This window comes from Polynucleobacter brandtiae (assembly GCF_002797575.1).
Classification (GTDB): Bacteria; Pseudomonadota; Gammaproteobacteria; order Burkholderiales; family Burkholderiaceae; genus Polynucleobacter; species Polynucleobacter brandtiae.
Map to the genome: position 1 here is coordinate 451975 of NZ_PGTX01000001.1, position 15790 is coordinate 467764.

The 15790-nt window shown below is 44.8% G+C and carries 16 protein-coding genes; 8 read left to right on the plus strand and 8 right to left on the minus strand.

The annotated features are described in order from the left end of the window. Positions 1–13: 13 nt before the first annotated feature. The 3 genes from B0G85_RS02315 (at position 14) to B0G85_RS02330 (ending at position 1192) form a co-directional block, all read left to right on the plus strand. Positions 14–451 (plus strand): hypothetical protein, encoded by a 438-nt coding sequence (locus B0G85_RS02315; protein WP_157799264.1) that lies wholly within the window; start codon positions 14–16, stop codon positions 449–451. 1 nt (position 452) lies between these two features. Continuing rightward, on the plus strand, positions 453–779 hold the full coding sequence (locus B0G85_RS02320; RefSeq protein WP_100378818.1) for a hypothetical protein: 327 nt from the start codon (positions 453–455) through the stop codon (positions 777–779). Positions 780–970: 191 nt separating this feature from the next. After that, positions 971–1192 carry a hypothetical protein gene (locus tag B0G85_RS02330; protein ID WP_100378820.1) on the plus strand — a complete coding sequence of 74 codons (222 nt, stop codon included), beginning with the start codon at positions 971–973 and terminating at the stop codon, positions 1190–1192. Positions 1193–1194: 2 nt separating this feature from the next. On the opposite strand, the gene B0G85_RS02335 is transcribed toward B0G85_RS02330, so the two are convergent. The 3 genes from B0G85_RS02335 to B0G85_RS02355 all read right to left on the minus strand — a co-directional run bounded on the left by B0G85_RS02335 (position 1195) and on the right by B0G85_RS02355 (position 4070). Beyond that, positions 1195–1389: a hypothetical protein gene (locus B0G85_RS02335; protein WP_100378821.1), complete on the minus strand. Its 195-nt coding sequence runs from the start codon at positions 1387–1389 to the stop codon at positions 1195–1197. A 271-nt stretch (positions 1390–1660) separates the two neighbouring features. After that, positions 1661–2215 (minus strand): hypothetical protein, encoded by a 555-nt coding sequence (locus B0G85_RS02345; protein WP_100378823.1) that lies wholly within the window; start codon positions 2213–2215, stop codon positions 1661–1663. Positions 2216–2711: 496 nt separating this feature from the next. After that, on the minus strand, positions 2712–4070 hold the full coding sequence (locus tag B0G85_RS02355) for a tyrosine-type recombinase/integrase (RefSeq protein ID WP_100378824.1): 1359 nt from the start codon (positions 4068–4070) through the stop codon (positions 2712–2714). 462 nt (positions 4071–4532) lie between these two features. Between B0G85_RS02355 and B0G85_RS02360 the strand changes: the two genes are divergently transcribed. Together B0G85_RS02360 and B0G85_RS02365 are read left to right on the plus strand one after the other, a co-directional pair. After that, a complete protein-coding gene (locus tag B0G85_RS02360) occupies positions 4533–5156 on the plus strand; it encodes a hypothetical protein (RefSeq protein ID WP_157799265.1) in 624 nt (207 codons plus the stop codon). 78 nt (positions 5157–5234) lie between these two features. Continuing rightward, positions 5235–5576 carry a hypothetical protein gene (locus B0G85_RS02365; RefSeq protein ID WP_100378826.1) on the plus strand — a complete coding sequence of 114 codons (342 nt, stop codon included), beginning with the start codon at positions 5235–5237 and terminating at the stop codon, positions 5574–5576. A gap of 274 nt (positions 5577–5850) precedes the next feature. Here B0G85_RS02365 and B0G85_RS02370 read toward each other — a convergent pair whose 3' ends face one another. Continuing rightward, positions 5851–6957, minus strand: a complete 1107-nt coding sequence (locus tag B0G85_RS02370; RefSeq protein ID WP_100378827.1) for a patatin-like phospholipase family protein — start codon at positions 6955–6957, stop codon at positions 5851–5853. Positions 6958–7365: 408 nt separating this feature from the next. Between B0G85_RS02370 and B0G85_RS02375 the strand changes: the two genes are divergently transcribed. Further along, positions 7366–7551, plus strand: coding sequence for a hypothetical protein (locus tag B0G85_RS02375; protein WP_100378828.1), 186 nt, complete (start codon positions 7366–7368; stop codon positions 7549–7551). 94 nt (positions 7552–7645) lie between these two features. Here B0G85_RS02375 and B0G85_RS02380 read toward each other — a convergent pair whose 3' ends face one another. Genes B0G85_RS02380 through B0G85_RS02395 form a run of 4 tightly spaced genes read right to left on the minus strand, consistent with a single transcriptional unit; the run spans position 7646 to position 12962 of the window. Further along, positions 7646–10123 (minus strand): DNA internalization-related competence protein ComEC/Rec2, encoded by a 2478-nt coding sequence (locus B0G85_RS02380; RefSeq protein WP_232725901.1) that lies wholly within the window; start codon positions 10121–10123, stop codon positions 7646–7648. A 4-nt stretch (positions 10124–10127) separates the two neighbouring features. Further along, positions 10128–10997 carry a TatD family hydrolase gene (locus tag B0G85_RS02385; protein WP_100378829.1) on the minus strand — a complete coding sequence of 290 codons (870 nt, stop codon included), beginning with the start codon at positions 10995–10997 and terminating at the stop codon, positions 10128–10130. Then, entirely contained in the window at positions 10994–11710 is a 717-nt protein-coding gene (locus B0G85_RS02390; RefSeq protein ID WP_100378830.1) for an ABC transporter ATP-binding protein, read from the minus strand. Before B0G85_RS02390 ends, B0G85_RS02385 begins: the two co-directional genes overlap by 4 nt. Next, positions 11703–12962, minus strand: a complete 1260-nt coding sequence (locus tag B0G85_RS02395) for a lipoprotein-releasing ABC transporter permease subunit (protein WP_232725930.1) — start codon at positions 12960–12962, stop codon at positions 11703–11705. The genes B0G85_RS02390 and B0G85_RS02395 overlap by 8 nt, the downstream gene beginning before the upstream one ends. A gap of 49 nt (positions 12963–13011) precedes the next feature. On the opposite strand from B0G85_RS02395, the gene B0G85_RS02400 reads away from it, so the two are divergent. Next, positions 13012–14043: a hypothetical protein gene (locus tag B0G85_RS02400; protein ID WP_100378832.1), complete on the plus strand. Its 1032-nt coding sequence runs from the start codon at positions 13012–13014 to the stop codon at positions 14041–14043. Continuing rightward, positions 14040–15785 (plus strand): single-stranded-DNA-specific exonuclease RecJ, encoded by a 1746-nt coding sequence (recJ, locus tag B0G85_RS02405; RefSeq protein WP_100378833.1) that lies wholly within the window; start codon positions 14040–14042, stop codon positions 15783–15785. Before B0G85_RS02400 ends, recJ begins: the two co-directional genes overlap by 4 nt. Positions 15786–15790: the final 5 nt, after the last annotated feature.

Sequence of the window (15790 nt, forward strand, 5' to 3'; positions counted from 1 at the left end):
TCATATCCATCACATGAATAAATATATTTGGCTAGTTGGCCCCATCTTAATGCTCTCAAGCTTTAGTACTTCTGGGCAGTCGACAGTTTCCTTAAACTTACTTTGTCAAATAAATGGTGAAATTACCTCTATGGCTGTCAGTGGTGTTACTACTGTTCCAATAAAAGATACCACCATGTCTATTTTGGTTGAAAAAGGCGTAATTTCAATTAGTGACGGTCAAAATTACTTTTCAAATAAGATGCGAGCTGCATTTTCTCAGGATACTATTTTTGCAAGTGACGAGTGGAAGCAAGGCGATAACGATAATAGAAAGCAATATTTAGAGATAAATAGAAATACCGGGATGGTAAGGGTAACGAAAGATATTACTTTTGAGAATCCAACAATCGTCCTAAGCGCAAAAGCATCAGGTAATTGTGAAAAGCTAGCCAACAAGAAAAAGTTTTAAGATGAAACTGAAGATACTCATTGCCTTCTCAGTTTATGCCTTGATAGCATGCGCCCAAAAACCTATTATTTGGGACAACCCAAATGCTAGCCAACAGCAGTTAAATAGGGATAATGGCGAATGCACTCAATCAGCGCAGATTTATACGCCACCAAGAGTAACGCCTCAGCCAGAGGGACAAATGGTTAGTGGGCGATATGTAGCTCCATCATGGAGTCAACAATTAGCCGCCACCTTAGGTAACACACCTGGCGGGTATTCGACAAATCAAAATATGTATGTTGGCTGTATGCAATCACGAGGCTACATGCCTCGTCAGGCTAGATAAAAGTCTATCCCTATGCTTAAAAATAAAGGCTCAGAATTTACGGATAAGGAAATATTAGAGGGATTGAACCACACCAATCAGACCTTAATCCGTCACAACTTACCCCTAATGACCTTAGAGCAGTATATGGAATCATTGGCAAACCCTGTTTCAGAGGAAATACTTCCCAGATATCTCTATAGACCAAACAAATGACTACCTACCAATACAACTTAGAGCTTAATGACAGCGAAACTCTGTATTTAGATGACCTGCTTAAATTTGCTGAAATCTACATTAATTCAGATGCAGAGGGTAGGGCTGATATTAAAGTATGGAACTTACATCAAGGTGCGGTTGATGCGCTTCGTGCAAAGCTAAGCGCCTCCCATAAAGATGCAATCCTGACAAGTACTTCTAGCGCATGTAGGTAAGCTTACTTACACCATATAAATTTAGAATCGGTTGTTTTACGCACTCGCTTGAAGAATTGCTCCTTAGTCTCATTTTCAGCCCTTGTAAGCCCATTGGCGTGTTTCCACTCGCAATCAGCCCAGCCATAAAAGGTGACTTTATCTTCTTGAGGCTTTAGTTTGGCCTCGAGTTTTTCAATGCGATTAGCGAGGCTCACTTTAATGTCTTCTGATGGGCATATTCAAGCTCTGAAAGCCTTTTCTCCAAAAAGACTAGCTCATGGGCTTTGAGAATTTGCGTGAGGATGTAGATGTACCTGGTGGCTTCCTGCGTAGGTATCTTAGATGACCTAGCCTCACGATAGACTTTGGACATTTCTCGCCTGACATCTTCGCTTGTAGCTAGATTTATGCGAGGGGTATCAACATCATCAACAACCATATTTACAATACCTCGAGCATTTTTTTCTATGCAGACTTTTCCCATGTCTAGCCTTTTGATGCTCTTAGATAGTCCGTCGATATATCAGGCGCATCCTCATAATCAGAAACCCATTCGCTGGTGCTTTGTTTAGATACATCCTTCTTTACAAGCTGATTTGAGTTAATAGAACTTGATTTAATAGAAGCTAAATTGATATGACTTAAAGAACCTTTAGGTGCACCTTCAGGTTGACCTTTAGGTAACCTTATCTCTTCTCGCTTCTCTTTTTTAATCTGTGCCCCTTTTTCGCCACCTGCCCGCTGTTTCTCCCGCTTTAACTCAAACCCTTCTCTATATTCTTCAAGCTCTGTTGAAATAAATTGGCCATTTACCTCTATAAAAAAGGCAGTTTGGTATTTAGTAAAGAATGCCTGCATTTCGCCCTCGGTAAATCCAAGAATTTTTGCCATCTCGCTAAAGTCAGAGGGAACGCCACCATTGACCCAGCATTCCATGTAGATGGAAATCCAAAGACCTCTTTCTGCCAATGACATTAATCGATAGGGGCGGCTAGCTATGATGTTTGCTGCATAAAGGGGGTAATAAGGAACGGTCTTCATTGCACCACTCCTTCAAGCATCTCTACAACATTCTGAGACGGCCAAAGCAGCTTATTCCCAACTTTAATTGGCCGAATTCCGTAGCAATGGCCGAAAAGACAATGATTTTTTCTAACAGTTTGGCAGGTAATTCTAAAAGCATTTGCGAACTCGTTAGTGGTCAATTGACGGGACTCAGCACTAATAAGCTCTTGATTATTAGAGTAATTTATTAAATCTTTAGATAAATTTTTCATGTCGTTCCTCAAGCAAATAAGATAAATCTCGCTAGACAAACTAGCGAGGAATACCGTTTTGTTGAGGCGACACACACTGGTCAAAGTGCTTTTCGGTCTTTGCCGAATGTCAGTTCTACTTACTAAAACCGCATCGATTTGGTAATTGCACGGCTGATGATTCCGTAGATGCCTCTCCTTACACTTCAGAATTAATCCGAAGTAATCAGAAGTATTTGTAGTCTACACAAATTTTAAAAAAAATCAGGTTTTTTTATCATCTATTTATAAAAAACAGATATTGGCTTAATTTTTTCATGTGCATTAGAAGGCGAAAATTCAACGCCAGCCTGCTCTAAAATCCATGCTTCATACTTAGATTGCCAAATACCCAATAGTTCAATGGGACGGCTTTTATAGTGCTTTTCAGCTGTCGCACTTGGGCTATGCCCCGTGATTTGTGCAACCACTCCTATTGGCATTTCAACCCACTCAGCTAGGGAGATAAAACTGCGCCTTAATCCATGAATCGTTACATGAGGAAGTCCCGCTAGAGCTAGAGCCTTAGCATGAAAATGGGCGGGCTCAACAATGCGCCCACTCTTAGAGTCAGTACTACTAAATACCCACTCATTGCGCCTCTCTAGCCTACCAAATAGTTCCTTTAAATAAGGAGTTAAGGGAATCCTCCTTATACCGTCAGCCTCAACTTTATCTCGGATAAAAATAGTGTCAAACTGAAAATTAATATCTACCCATAGTAAGTGAGCCATTTCTTCACGCCTTGCGCCAGTCAACAGGAGGCATTGTAGATAGCCGCTTGCACTCTTATTGCCAAGGGAGCAAACCGCCTTGAACCATGCTGATAGCTGAGCCTTATCAAGCGAATCAAATCTTTTGCTTTTACGGCTAGGGACTTCATCGCGTAGCTCTTTGTTTTCTACTGCCTTTATATCCATAAACTTTGCATACTCAGGGCGTAGAGCACACCACCGCCAAAAAGCTCTAAACATCTCAAAGCCCTGCCTTGCATTATTAGCCCTTGTAGTGGCCTCAACCTTTTGCCAGCTTGCAAGTGTGGCCGGATTAATATCAACCATCCGCTCTTGAAGCAGGGGATAAAGAACGCCTTGCTTTGTTAATTCTTTACTGCGCTTTCTTATTTCTCCGCCAGCTTGCGTTAGATTCTTATGGTCTTTTAAGTGGCGAGCCCCCCACTTCTTGCCCCGCTCAATATGCTCGCGGGTCATTTTGTCTTCTTGATATTTGATGTACTCATTCCATGCAGTTTTTACTTGAAGCTTTTTAGCTAGCCCTTCCGCCTTCTTTACCAAAACCTCATGAGCCTGCTCAATTGCCTTAACTACTGGGTCAATGCCTTGGTCAGCCTCACTTTTGAGTCGTCTAGCTTCATTCTGGGCATCACCTAGCGCCCATGTCCTAAGGTCGCCAATAGTGACTCGTCTAGGAGAGGTTCGCCCGCTAACGCGCCCTTCAAAAATATATGTCTTTCTACCTGTTGAGCTAACCCTTACCCCCAAGCATGGCGTCTCTAAGTCCCAGTAGAAGAATTGCTGCTTGCCAGACTCACATTCAAACCCCGCAACCCGCCCTGCTGTAAATTTGATTTTATTGGCCATTTTCAATTATCCGTAGACATACCGTAGACAAATAATAGCAATATATGGGAATATTACGCAACACTAAAAAACTGATAATATCTATTAAACCTATTACTTATATAGTTTAAATGAGTTTTAGTAATTTTTAGGAATATTTATAAATTGTTGTTTTTACGGGCTCATAACCCGAAGGTCGTAGGTTCAAATCCTGCCCCCGCAACCAGTACATAAGGGCCTGATGTCGATTAGGTTCTCTAAACCATCAAACTGCAAAGTTTGGTGGTTTTTTTATTGCCTGCAATCAAGTTAATGGTTGTAAAACACCTCAATTCAATAACAAATCCATATCACCCTCTTGAGCGGTCTATCCGTAAGTACAGCTAACTAGGTCTGAAAAATATCCATTTAATAGACTTGGCCAGTCAAAGGAAGAAAAAAGTATCGCCCTAGGAGTGATTCAAGGGGAGGGGGAAATTTTAAATGGTTTTTATAAAGCCTGTTATAAACTTTATAAATAATAAAAATAACTTTCATATGAACTTTAAAAACCACTTAACTGAGATTGCTGTTTGCTTTTCACTTTACTGGATATTTGTTGCCCCCTTGTATTTTATTCCCGATCTCAAAAGTGGACCGCTTACCTTTTATCTCTTTCTACCTGCCGGGGTAAAGTTATTTTCGATCTTAGTATTTAAATGGCGAGGCTTAGTAGGCACTGCATTGGGAACTTTTACCCGCCTTACTTATACAGACCCTACTCAACCACTCATAAGCTGGCTAATCGTTTCGGTTTCTGCAACCTTTGCCATTTATCTCGTGGTTGAGCTTGGACTTCGGTTGATGAGGGTGGAAAGGGATTTATCAAATTTAAAATACTTACAAATAGTGCTACTAGCACTCGTAGCAAGCATTATTAATGGATATGTTTTTTCCTATGGAGTGAGTGCGCTCACTATTGGGCAAATGAGCGCAGATTTATTTCATAGTGAGTTTCTGACTGTCATGGGAAATTTTGCTGGCAATGCTGCATTTGTATGCTTATTAATGTTAGCCCTCAAACAAAAGACAGTCATTGCAGATTTCATCAACAGGCTCCAAAAATAATATAAAATCCACGAAGGACACTCTCTACATAACAACAATAATCAAAGACAACTTGTGCCGAACAAGTTAATAAATAAAATGAACCAATCCTCATACGCTCGCTTTTTAAATTACATCAACACGATTGATGCCAAGAGCACTGCTAGCAAGCTTGACTCTATTGAAGAGGCTTTGCTTAATGAAGTCATGGTCGCTGACTCGAATGGGCAGAATGTCTTAACGGGGGACTTACTGAAACTTGAGCACATCAGCTCTCAAGCTACATTACACGGCAGAATCAAAAATTTAGTGTCTTCTGGTTATTTAAACCATAAAGTCGACACTGTTGATGGAAGAAAAAAATTCCTTGTCCCCACTAAATTAGCCTTTAAGCGCTACGAAATGCTATCCAAGCTAATGGCTCGGGCTATCGCTAGGTAGTTAACCAACATCCAGAGTCACATAAGTGGTGTGGACAAACACTGCAATGACTACTGGTCAGACTTGTCCGTCACCCCGCAACCAATACGGCATAAGCTATGATTTTTACAGCCTAAGTATCAGGCTGGTTGCAAGCAATCGCAATACGACCTGGGGCACCCTCCAGCAATACCAATAAAGTTAGCCCCATACAGCCCACTAAAGTTACTGAAGTGAAGGTCAGATAATCCTAAAATCTAATATTCAAGTCAAGCATAGCAAGACCTTCTTTACATTAAGCCCAAAATGCTTTTAGTCGATCAAAATCCGCATTCCCACGTTCGAATCCGTACTTCAGGTATGGGCCGATGAGTTTAGGATTCATGATGTTATCTACACGCGAAATGCCAGGGGGAAGGCCGGCACTTACGTGAATGGTATCCGTGCCATTTGCCTTTAAGATTCTGATCTCTTCTAGCAAGGTGTCGAGCATGCCAGAAGTTCTTAGGCCTTGAGTCACTTCGTTGCGAGTGCCGTCCCCCAAAGAGAATACAAGCGCTTTCTTAACACCAGCAATCACATCAGAGTGCGTGCTCGTCTGGCAAATACCGCCATCCATGCAAAGGCGGTCCTTTAAGAAAGTTGGTCCAGCACCGCCTGGCAATGAAGAGCTTGCCCCACAAGCAACATCCACATCGATACCACTACTTTTTGAAACAACTAAACGATCGCCCGTGTAGCAGTCATTTGAAGTAATGTGCAGGGCATCTGAAGTCCAAGTTGTTAAACCAATCAAACGCTTCAACGTCTCGTAATATTTACTCTCACTAGCCTGATTGCGGGAAGCCATTGCCGCTCTACCGATAGCTTGGATAATTTGAGGTTTTGCATCTCTAGCTCTTAAAGCAAAGGCCTCTGCACGTAATTGACTGGGATTCTTTTTAACTTCTGGAACCAAAGCGGCAAATATTTTTGGGAAATCTTTAAAGAAGTCCATAACATCAGTAAGACGCCATAAATTACCACTAGCTAACATCGAACCGAAGATCGATCCAGCAGAAGTTCCAACAATCACATCTGCATTACTTAAATCCAAGCCTTTTTTGCGAAGCGCATGAAAGTAGCCCGTATACCAAGAAATCAAAATAACTCCACCGCCGCCAAACGCGATTCCACGAGCTTTACCAATCCCAGGGGCTGGCATATAAGGAATGGGGTGGGCCAATCCATCATTCCATCTCACAGTTGATTCCTTAGCTAATTTAGCTTCATAAGCACCGACTGACTCAATCGTAGCTACAGAAGGCGTTGAAGATTGCGCAAGGGTAGCAGTGCTAGCTACCGCAGCAGCAGAAACAACAGCGGAGGTCTTTAAGAAAGTGCGGCGGGATGATGTAGTCATACTAGCTTTCAGTATTTTTGATTATTAAAGAGTGGATGTATTAATGTTTATAGCTATGATGCTTTTCTTTGATCCATGCGCCCAAGGCAATCGTCGCTAAAAGGCATAGACAAATTGACGGCAATGAGACTCGCTGAATCAGGGTCTCAAAAAAGTTCATATTGTTATGGCTTTAATTTAATACTGAATGACTAGAATAATATTAAAAATTTGCTGCTTATGCAGCAGGCGCTCATTTTCAATTGCTCGATTTTCCGCGAATCATCCTAAAGCTGCAGGCCCCCTCCGGAACCAAAATTCATGCCTTGAGCTGATATTTATCGGCATTTCTTACTTTTTTGGGGCTCAAATACTGCTCCAGCGGACTAAGTGCTTTAATGAGGACAAGCGTAATTAAGGAGCCTAACTATGACGGACCAATCCAATGTAGAGCACTCAGGAAAAGTAGAGCCTGAAAAATCATCTTGTACATCAGACGATACTGCTGGGGCCAAATCTGAGAAGCATACGACTAATCGCCCCCAAAATATCGCCAAGAGTAAGCGTGAAATCATGGAAGACCTTAGTCGTGAGCGGTTTCCCTGGGAAGAGTAAGTTCTGGGACGCTCAATAAATCTTTTACTGTGCATTGAGATCACTTTGTACTACGCACACCATACACACCATACACATCATTACCTTGGTTGATCTAGCTTGCCTCTCGATGCCATAAGCGCTTGCTATCTTGCCGCCACAATTGAAGTTCCATTTGTTTCGGGTTTGATTTGGATGGAAATTGCCACGTTTGAGCACCAGTAGCAGGAGTTTGATAGAACGGAATATTCATGCTTTGGTATCGGGCTATAACCGTTGGGTGTGGATGCCCATAGCGATTACGATACCCATTTTGCGCAAATGCCACGTCGGGACTTAGTGCCATTAAGAGTGCTTGGGATGACGATGTTTTACTGCCGTGATGAGGTGCCATGAAAATCACCCTTTTATCCCTTAAGCCATTGAGCGCTGCTTGAGTTAAGCGCTCCGTTATTTCTGCCTCACCCTGCTTTTCTACATCACCCGTTAACCAGAGCGAGCTTGTTTGGTTACGCACCTCAAGAACGCAACTAACTTCATTGGGCTTTCTAGGATGCTGATCTTCAAAAACTGCATCCTTGTTTGGATGCCAAATATGAAAGTCCACTCCATCCCACGACCATTGTTGACCAAAGCGACAGGGGATCGCAGTGATATTTTTGTCTTTTAAATTTGCAAGCAAAGGATTTGTACTCGGCAAGGATCCCATCATTGAGTCAAAAGTAATGTCTTTCAGTACAGAAGCGGCGCCTCCAATATGGTCGCTATCACTATGGCTAATCACCATGCGATCAATATGATCAATACCCCTGCCCCTTAAATATGGCAGGATGATTCTTTGGCCCGCATTATCTTTTCCCTGAATGGGTCCAGTGTCATAGAGCAATCGCTTCGTTTTGGTTTCAATGAGGACGGCAGTGCCTTGACCAATATCGAAGACCGTGGCTCGAAAATCTCCGCGGGCTAGATTCAGATTGTCTGCCGGCTGAATACCTAAGCTAAGACACAAAGCGATTCCAGCGCCTCTAGAATTCATGCTACCTTGGATCGCTCCTGGACGAATCGCAATAACAATACCGATAGCTGACAGCATCATTGCCCACCACGCAGGTTGAGTAGACCAAGCTACTGCCCATTTCCAATGAGCCATCCAGGCAAGCATGATGGCCAAGTACTCCATAGTCATATGAGCTGGCATCAATAACCATTTACCAATGATGTCCGGTAGTAATGCGCCGGCGATCGCTAGTGGTGTCACGATATAACTCACCACCGGGATCGCAATCGCATTGGCCAACGGAGAAACGATGGATACTTGGTAAAACCAATACAAGGTTAGCGGCAAGAGTGCAATAGTGACAACTGCCTGTACACGACAAGCCTCTCTTATGGCTTGAGTCATTCTATGACACCAATTGAGCTCTAACTCTCTGCCGGTAGGTAAGCCTAACAAGCCATCCGAATCCTGCATGGCATACAAAATGGCTGCTACTGCGCCAAATGAAAGCCAAAAACCCGGTGTATATGGTGCCATCGGGTCAATTAATAGAACAAATGCTAGCGCCCACCACCAAATATCAAATGACCTGGGGTTTCTGCCCGTCCAAAGAGCGAAGGCAACAACACCCACCATATACATGGTTCGTTGTGCTGGAATCTGAAAGCCTGCCAACCAGGCATAGACAAATGCGGTTAAAAACCCAACGGCAGCAGCAACCTTTCCAACTGGGATTAGTAGTGGCAACGTTCGGCGACGCCACAAAAATGCCGCCACCATCGCCCCAAATCCAGCTAGCATCGTTACATGTAATCCAGAGATAGAAATCAGGTGCCCAATTCCGGTGGCATTAAATACCCGCCAGTCGTCTTGTTCAATAGCATTTTGATCGCCCATTACCAAGGCAGAAATCACACCGCTATAACGAGCATCTTTAGGTAATAGACGTTTAATTTTTTGTCTCAGCCTCCAACGTTGATACTCCATCGCTAGAGAGAATTCGGTGAAGCCAATGTCCTTAGCCATTGTCAGATCGCCCGAGCGCACTGAACCACTCGCACCAAAGTCTTGATGAAAAGCCCAGCGCTCAAAGTCAAAGGTATAGGGATTTAAGCTGCCATAAGGGCGCTTGATCTTGACCTTAAAGCTCCAGCGCTGGCCAGGGATCAGCTCTGGGATATCCTGAGGATTTCGCCAGGCAGGCTGCCAACTCAGATAAATCTGCCTCGGGAAAGAGGCTACCACTTCGCGACCTAAAGCCGCCCTATCGACCTCAAAAGAAAACTTAGCGCCGAGCACACTACTTTGAGGGAGGGCATTTACTCGCCCCTCTATATTCAAATCCTTGCCCTCAAGCTCAATGGAAAGAATATTGTTCAAGCGATTCTGCGCATACTGAGCATTCCAAGCAAAGCCCAGAGTGACAAAAAGAATAATGCCAATCACTTTCTTTATTTTGATAAGCTTGCTGAATAACAGCGTAGTTACACAAATTAAAGCAATACATCCACACAACGCAGGCCAGCCATCAGGTACTGCAGATAAAAATAGTAGTAGCGATCCCCCGGCAATGAACGCCGTAATATAGATGCGCAAGTACTTAAGAGGCTATTGAAATATTGGGGATATTACTGCTAGCTGGATGATTTTTCATCAGCATCGACCAACGCGGTAATGCTTGCATAGCATTTCCCCAGACTGCCGCTGAAAATGCCGGTTCACTTATTCCACGTATCTCTGCTAATTGCTGAGCAATTCTGGGTAGTAAGGCGGGCTCATTAAGGCTGCCGCCCTCTTCACGTAACCATGCTGGTGGAATATCCGGTGCATCTGTTTCAGTAACAATACTTTCCAGCGGCAATTCTGCCAAGAGTCTTCGAATTTGCAAAGCACGCTCGTAGGTTGCGGCCCCTCCAAATCCGAGCTTAAATCCAAGCTCGATGAATTGCTCTGCCTGTTGATGGCTGCCGTTAAAGGCATGCGCGATTCCGCCAGGTACTTTCCTTTTACGCAAGGCTTTTAAAATGGCGTCTTGCGAGCGACGCACATGCAGAACGACTGGCAACTGAAATGCCTGCGCTAAGTCTAATTGCTCATGAAAAAAATACTCTTGTCGCTGAGGGTCAAGACCCGCTACAAAGTAATCGAGCCCAATTTCTCCGATACCTACAAATCGAGGGTCTGCCATCGATTGCTCAATGTGTGATTTGAGCAAGGAAATATCACTCTCGTGAGCTTGCCCAATATATAAAGGGTGAATACCTAAGGTAAAAACCAAACCAGGAATTTGATTGCCGTAGTCCTTAGCCAATTGCCGGTTGTGATTGCAATCAGATACTTGAACCGTCGGCACTAACAGTGCTTTCACTCCTTTTTCCGCAGCGCTAGCGATGATCTGAGGGATCCTGTCTTTAAACTCAGGCGCATCTAGGTGGCAGTGGGTATCTACCCAAGAGAGGGCATCGCTCATTGCGAGAATGGCTTGAGTACTCCACGCTCTAAATGCAAAATCCGATCGCACCGTTTCGCACGCACTGGATCGTGCGTCACTATGACAAAGGCAGTCCCTTGCTCTCTGGCAATATCCAACATTAAATCAAATACGCCATCGGCAGTTTCAGTATCCAGATTGCCGGTCGGCTCATCCGCCAAAACACAGGACGGATTGCCCACTAAAGCTCTAGCAACCGCTACCCGCTGACGCTCTCCACCTGAGAGTTCGCCAGGGGTATGTTGTACCCTTTTTGCCAAACCTACTGCAAGCAGCATTCGATTTGCACGCTCCATCGATTCGTCGTTGCTCAGTCCACGTATCCGCAAAGGCAGTGCAACATTCTCTACTGCGCTAAATTCATCTAAGAGATGATGAAATTGATAAATAAACCCTAAGCTTTGATTGCGTAAGGTATCCATTTTTTTAATGGATAAATTCTGTAAATTTTCTCCAGCCAAAAAAACCAATCCAGCACTCGGTGCGTCTAAGCCACCTAACAAATGCAATAAAGTACTTTTGCCAGAACCAGATGAGCCCACAATAGCTACCTTCTCAGAGGCCCTTACCTCTAAGTCAATATCTTTGAGCACCTCTACTGCAGTAGCGCCTTTGCCATAAATCTTCGCCAATCCTTGGGCATGGAGAACCGATTTGCTGACCTGATTGGTTTTATTTGTAGGGCTATTCATAACGCAAAGCCTCCGCAGGCTGAACTTGAGCAGCTCTTCGGCTGGGGTACAAAGTAGCTAAAACTGAGAGGCCAAATGCCATTAAGCCGACTGTCACCACATCGGATAAGCGCACATCAGATGGTAGTTCACTAATAAAGTACACATCGCGCGGTAAAAAACGAACTCTAAAGATGGCTTCGATTGCAGGTACGATGACATCAATATTGAGGGCAATCAATAAGCCTAGTCCTACACCCGCCAAAGAGCCTAGAAGACCAATCGCTAAACCCTGCACTAAGAAGATACGCTGAATGAGTCCTGGGCTCGCACCCATCGTTCTCAAAATGGCGATATCTGCCTGCTTCTCGTTAACCGTCATGACTAGAGTCGAAACTAGGTTAAATGCAGCCACGGCAATTATCAAAGTCAAAATGATAAACATCATTTTTCGCTCGGTTTGAACAGCTGCAAACCAATTGCGGTTTGACCTGGACCAATCCGTTACCCACAATGCCTGAGGAACCACTTGAGCCAAATCAGAGGCTACCTGCGGGGCTAGCTGCATATCATCAATCTTTACCCGCAAACCAGAAGGATCTTGGAGCCGCAACAAAGCCGCAGCGTCTTTCCAATGCAGGATGGCTAATGAACTATCGTATTCATAATGACCGCTATCGACAATGCCCACTACTTGCAACGTTCTCATTCTAGGCATAGCACCTGCAGGGGTTAAATCACTTTCAGGAACGATGAGATTAATGCGATCGCCTTTATGTGCACCAACCATATTGGCTAGCTGTGCCCCTAGCACTACACCAAAGGCGCCAGGCTTAAGATCATCAATACTGCCCACAACAAATTGCTTAGGCAAATCAGACACCTTACCCTCTTCACTCGGAAGCACGCCCCGAATGGATACACCACGCATGACGCTATCACGACTTAATAAACCTTGAGAGCTCACCATCGGAGCTACCCCAATTACATGTGGCTGGGATGCGACTTTTAGCGCCAAAGGCTCCCAATCATGAAGGCCATCAGGCGCTGAAATTTCTACATGAGAAAGCACTGACAGCATGCGATCTCGCACTTCTTTCTGAAACCCATTCATCACAGAAAGAACCACAATCAAGGCGGCAACCCCCAGGGCAATGCCTGCAGTTGATATTCCAGAAATAAAAGATAGGAAGCCATCACGCTTACCCACGCTCTTACGACGCTTAGATCGGGTGTAACGAAGGCCTATTTCCAGCTCAATGGGGAGTCTCAACATAGCTACAGTTTAGACAATCAAATGGTTAAATGGATGGATTCTGTAAATGCCACCTAAAATCAAGGGAATGACTGCGAATATCCCTCCAAATCCCAACCCCTTAAAGCAGGCAAAACGTCGCTTTACCCTCATGATTTCCGGAGAGGATGGCTCTGATTCGGGTATTGAACCCAAACAGCATCAGGACAGCCCGCCTGCTGGACTTCCCCAAGAGCGCTTTTTATTAGGAGATAAGCTGGCGATTGCCCCCGTTTTACTGTTGGGGCAAAGCAACTTAACCCTAGATCCTGATCAGATCATCGCTTGTTTACAGCCAGTACACCTTCATGCCACGCGTGATCATTTGATTTTGATGGCTCAAAGTCAGATAGATCTGACACCGGATGAATCTGCTGCGCTCCTAAAAGAAGCCTTATCCTTGATTGAAGCAGATTTTCAGGCGGCAGTCTTGTTTCAAGGGCAGCATGCTTGGTTCATTCCAGCCGGGCCATTCGCCAGCTTAGCCACCCACTCGATTGATCAGGCCCATGGTCGGAATATTGACTGGTGGATGCCGCGAGATACCCATGAATCAGGAATTGCTAAGCTATGGCGAAAACTCCAAAATGAAATTCAGATGCTATGGCACATAGGCTCAGTGAATGAAGAGCGAACGCAAAAGGGATTACCCAGCATCAATTCCTTGTGGATCAGTGGCATTGGGAAATTACAAGACGTTACCGCACCCGATTGTCTACAACATGCCTCATCCCTTTATGGCGATCATCCACTCCTGGCCGGTCTAGCCAAACACCTGGGTATTCCTCATGAATCGAATGGGCATTTCTCTAGGTTAGTAAATTTAGAGAGTGCCGGAAATATATTTGCATGGGTTAATAAACCGCAAGAGCTTTGGCATGACTTAAGTGATGCATTATTAAATCAAAACCTATTCGAAGTAGAGATCATTGACTTTCCTACCGGTAAACCTAGACAACGAATCATTACCGCACGAGATCTTCATCAAAAGACTTGGGCCTTTTGGAAAAAGCGGACACCGTTGAGTTGGCAGGCAATCGTTTCAGGACAAACATCATGAGTCTATTTTCTCAGCGCCCTTTTTCTGATCGTACCTCGACTTGGTTATCACAAAGTGGATTACACCCCTTGGTTGCCCGATTATTTGCAGCTCGTGGTGTAGAAAAGCCAGAAGAGCTATCCCTCGATCTCAAGCAATTACTCTCACCAGTTGAACTTCAAAACTGCATCAGCACTGCAACCCTATTAGCCGATATTCTGGAGCGAAAAGAACCTATGCTGGTAGTAGCTGATTATGACTGTGATGGGGCTACTGCCTGTGCTGTTGCGGTACGAGGCTTAAGGATGCTGGGTGGCAGTAATACCGCCATTCAGTTTCTAGTACCGAACCGTTTTACGATGGGTTATGGCTTAACCCCTGAAGTTGTTGACTTGGCAGCTTTACAAAACCCCAAACCCAAATACCTCATTACCGTTGATAACGGTATTGCCAGCGAAGCCGGGGTAGATCGGGCCCGTGAACTTGGTATGGAAGTCATTGTGACAGACCACCATCTACCTGGTGATCGCTTACCCAAAGCCATTGCAATCGTCAACCCCAATCAACCAGGCTGTACATTCCCAAGTAAGGCACTTGCCGGTGTGGGCGTGATGTTTTATTTACTCGTGGCATTGCGAGCAGAATTACGCAAACGAGGTCAATTTACAGTTGAGACTCAACCCAAGATTGAAAATTTATTAGATCTAGTTGCGCTAGGTACAGTGGCCGATGTTGCCCAATTAGATCGCAATAATCGCATCTTAGTTTCTAATGGATTAAAGCGCATTCGCGCCGGTGCATCACAGCCTGGAATTGCTGCACTCTTTCAGGCGGCAGTGCGCGATCCCCGAAAGGCTGGGGCATTTGATCTAGGGTTCGCAATCGGTCCTAGACTGAATGCTGCAGGACGGCTAGCAGATATGACTTTGGGTATTCGCTTACTACTGAGCGACAGTCAAGACGAATCCATCAGCCTTGCCCAAGAGTTAGATCGCATTAATCGCGAGCGTCGTGTTATTGAATCCGGCATGCAAGAAGCGGCATTAGCACACCTAGCAGAAGACCAGATTGCTGGCACGATGGCTGATCGCAACAGTATCTGCCTTTGGAATCCGCAATGGCATCAAGGTGTTGTAGGTATTGTGGCCTCCCGCCTAAAAGAGCGATTTAATCGCCCCGCTCTCATATTTGCCCCAGCCGATGGTGCCGCGGGCGAGGAATTGCGGGGTTCTTGCAGATCGATTAACGGTTTTCATCTGCGAGATGCGCTAGATATTGTTTCAAAGCGTGAGCCAGGGCTTATTCTCAAATTTGGCGGTCATGCGATGGCAGCGGGTCTCAGTATTCGAAAGGCTGATTTTGAGCGGTTTGACACTGCATTTCAGAAGGTTGCCATTGAGCTGCTCAGTGATGAGTTACTTGAGCGTCGCTATATTCATGATGGAGCCCTAGATCCATCGGAATTTACTACTGAAATAGGAGATCTTCTCGCCGAAGAAATCTGGGGTCAAGGCTTCCCCCAACCCATTTTTTATGGCCAATTCGAGATCGTCCAGCAAAGCCTGATGAAAGAAAAGCATCTGCGTCTTCAACTACGTCCCATCGGCGATGTTCAGTCAACCAGCAAGCCCTTTACTGGTGTCTGGTTCAATCACACGGCACCCCTGCCAGCGCAAGCAAGGCTAGCTTACCGCCTAGTAACTGATCGCTTTCAAGGTCAAGCTCGGGTGCAACTCATGATTGAGGCTCATGACGAAGGCTAGGTAAC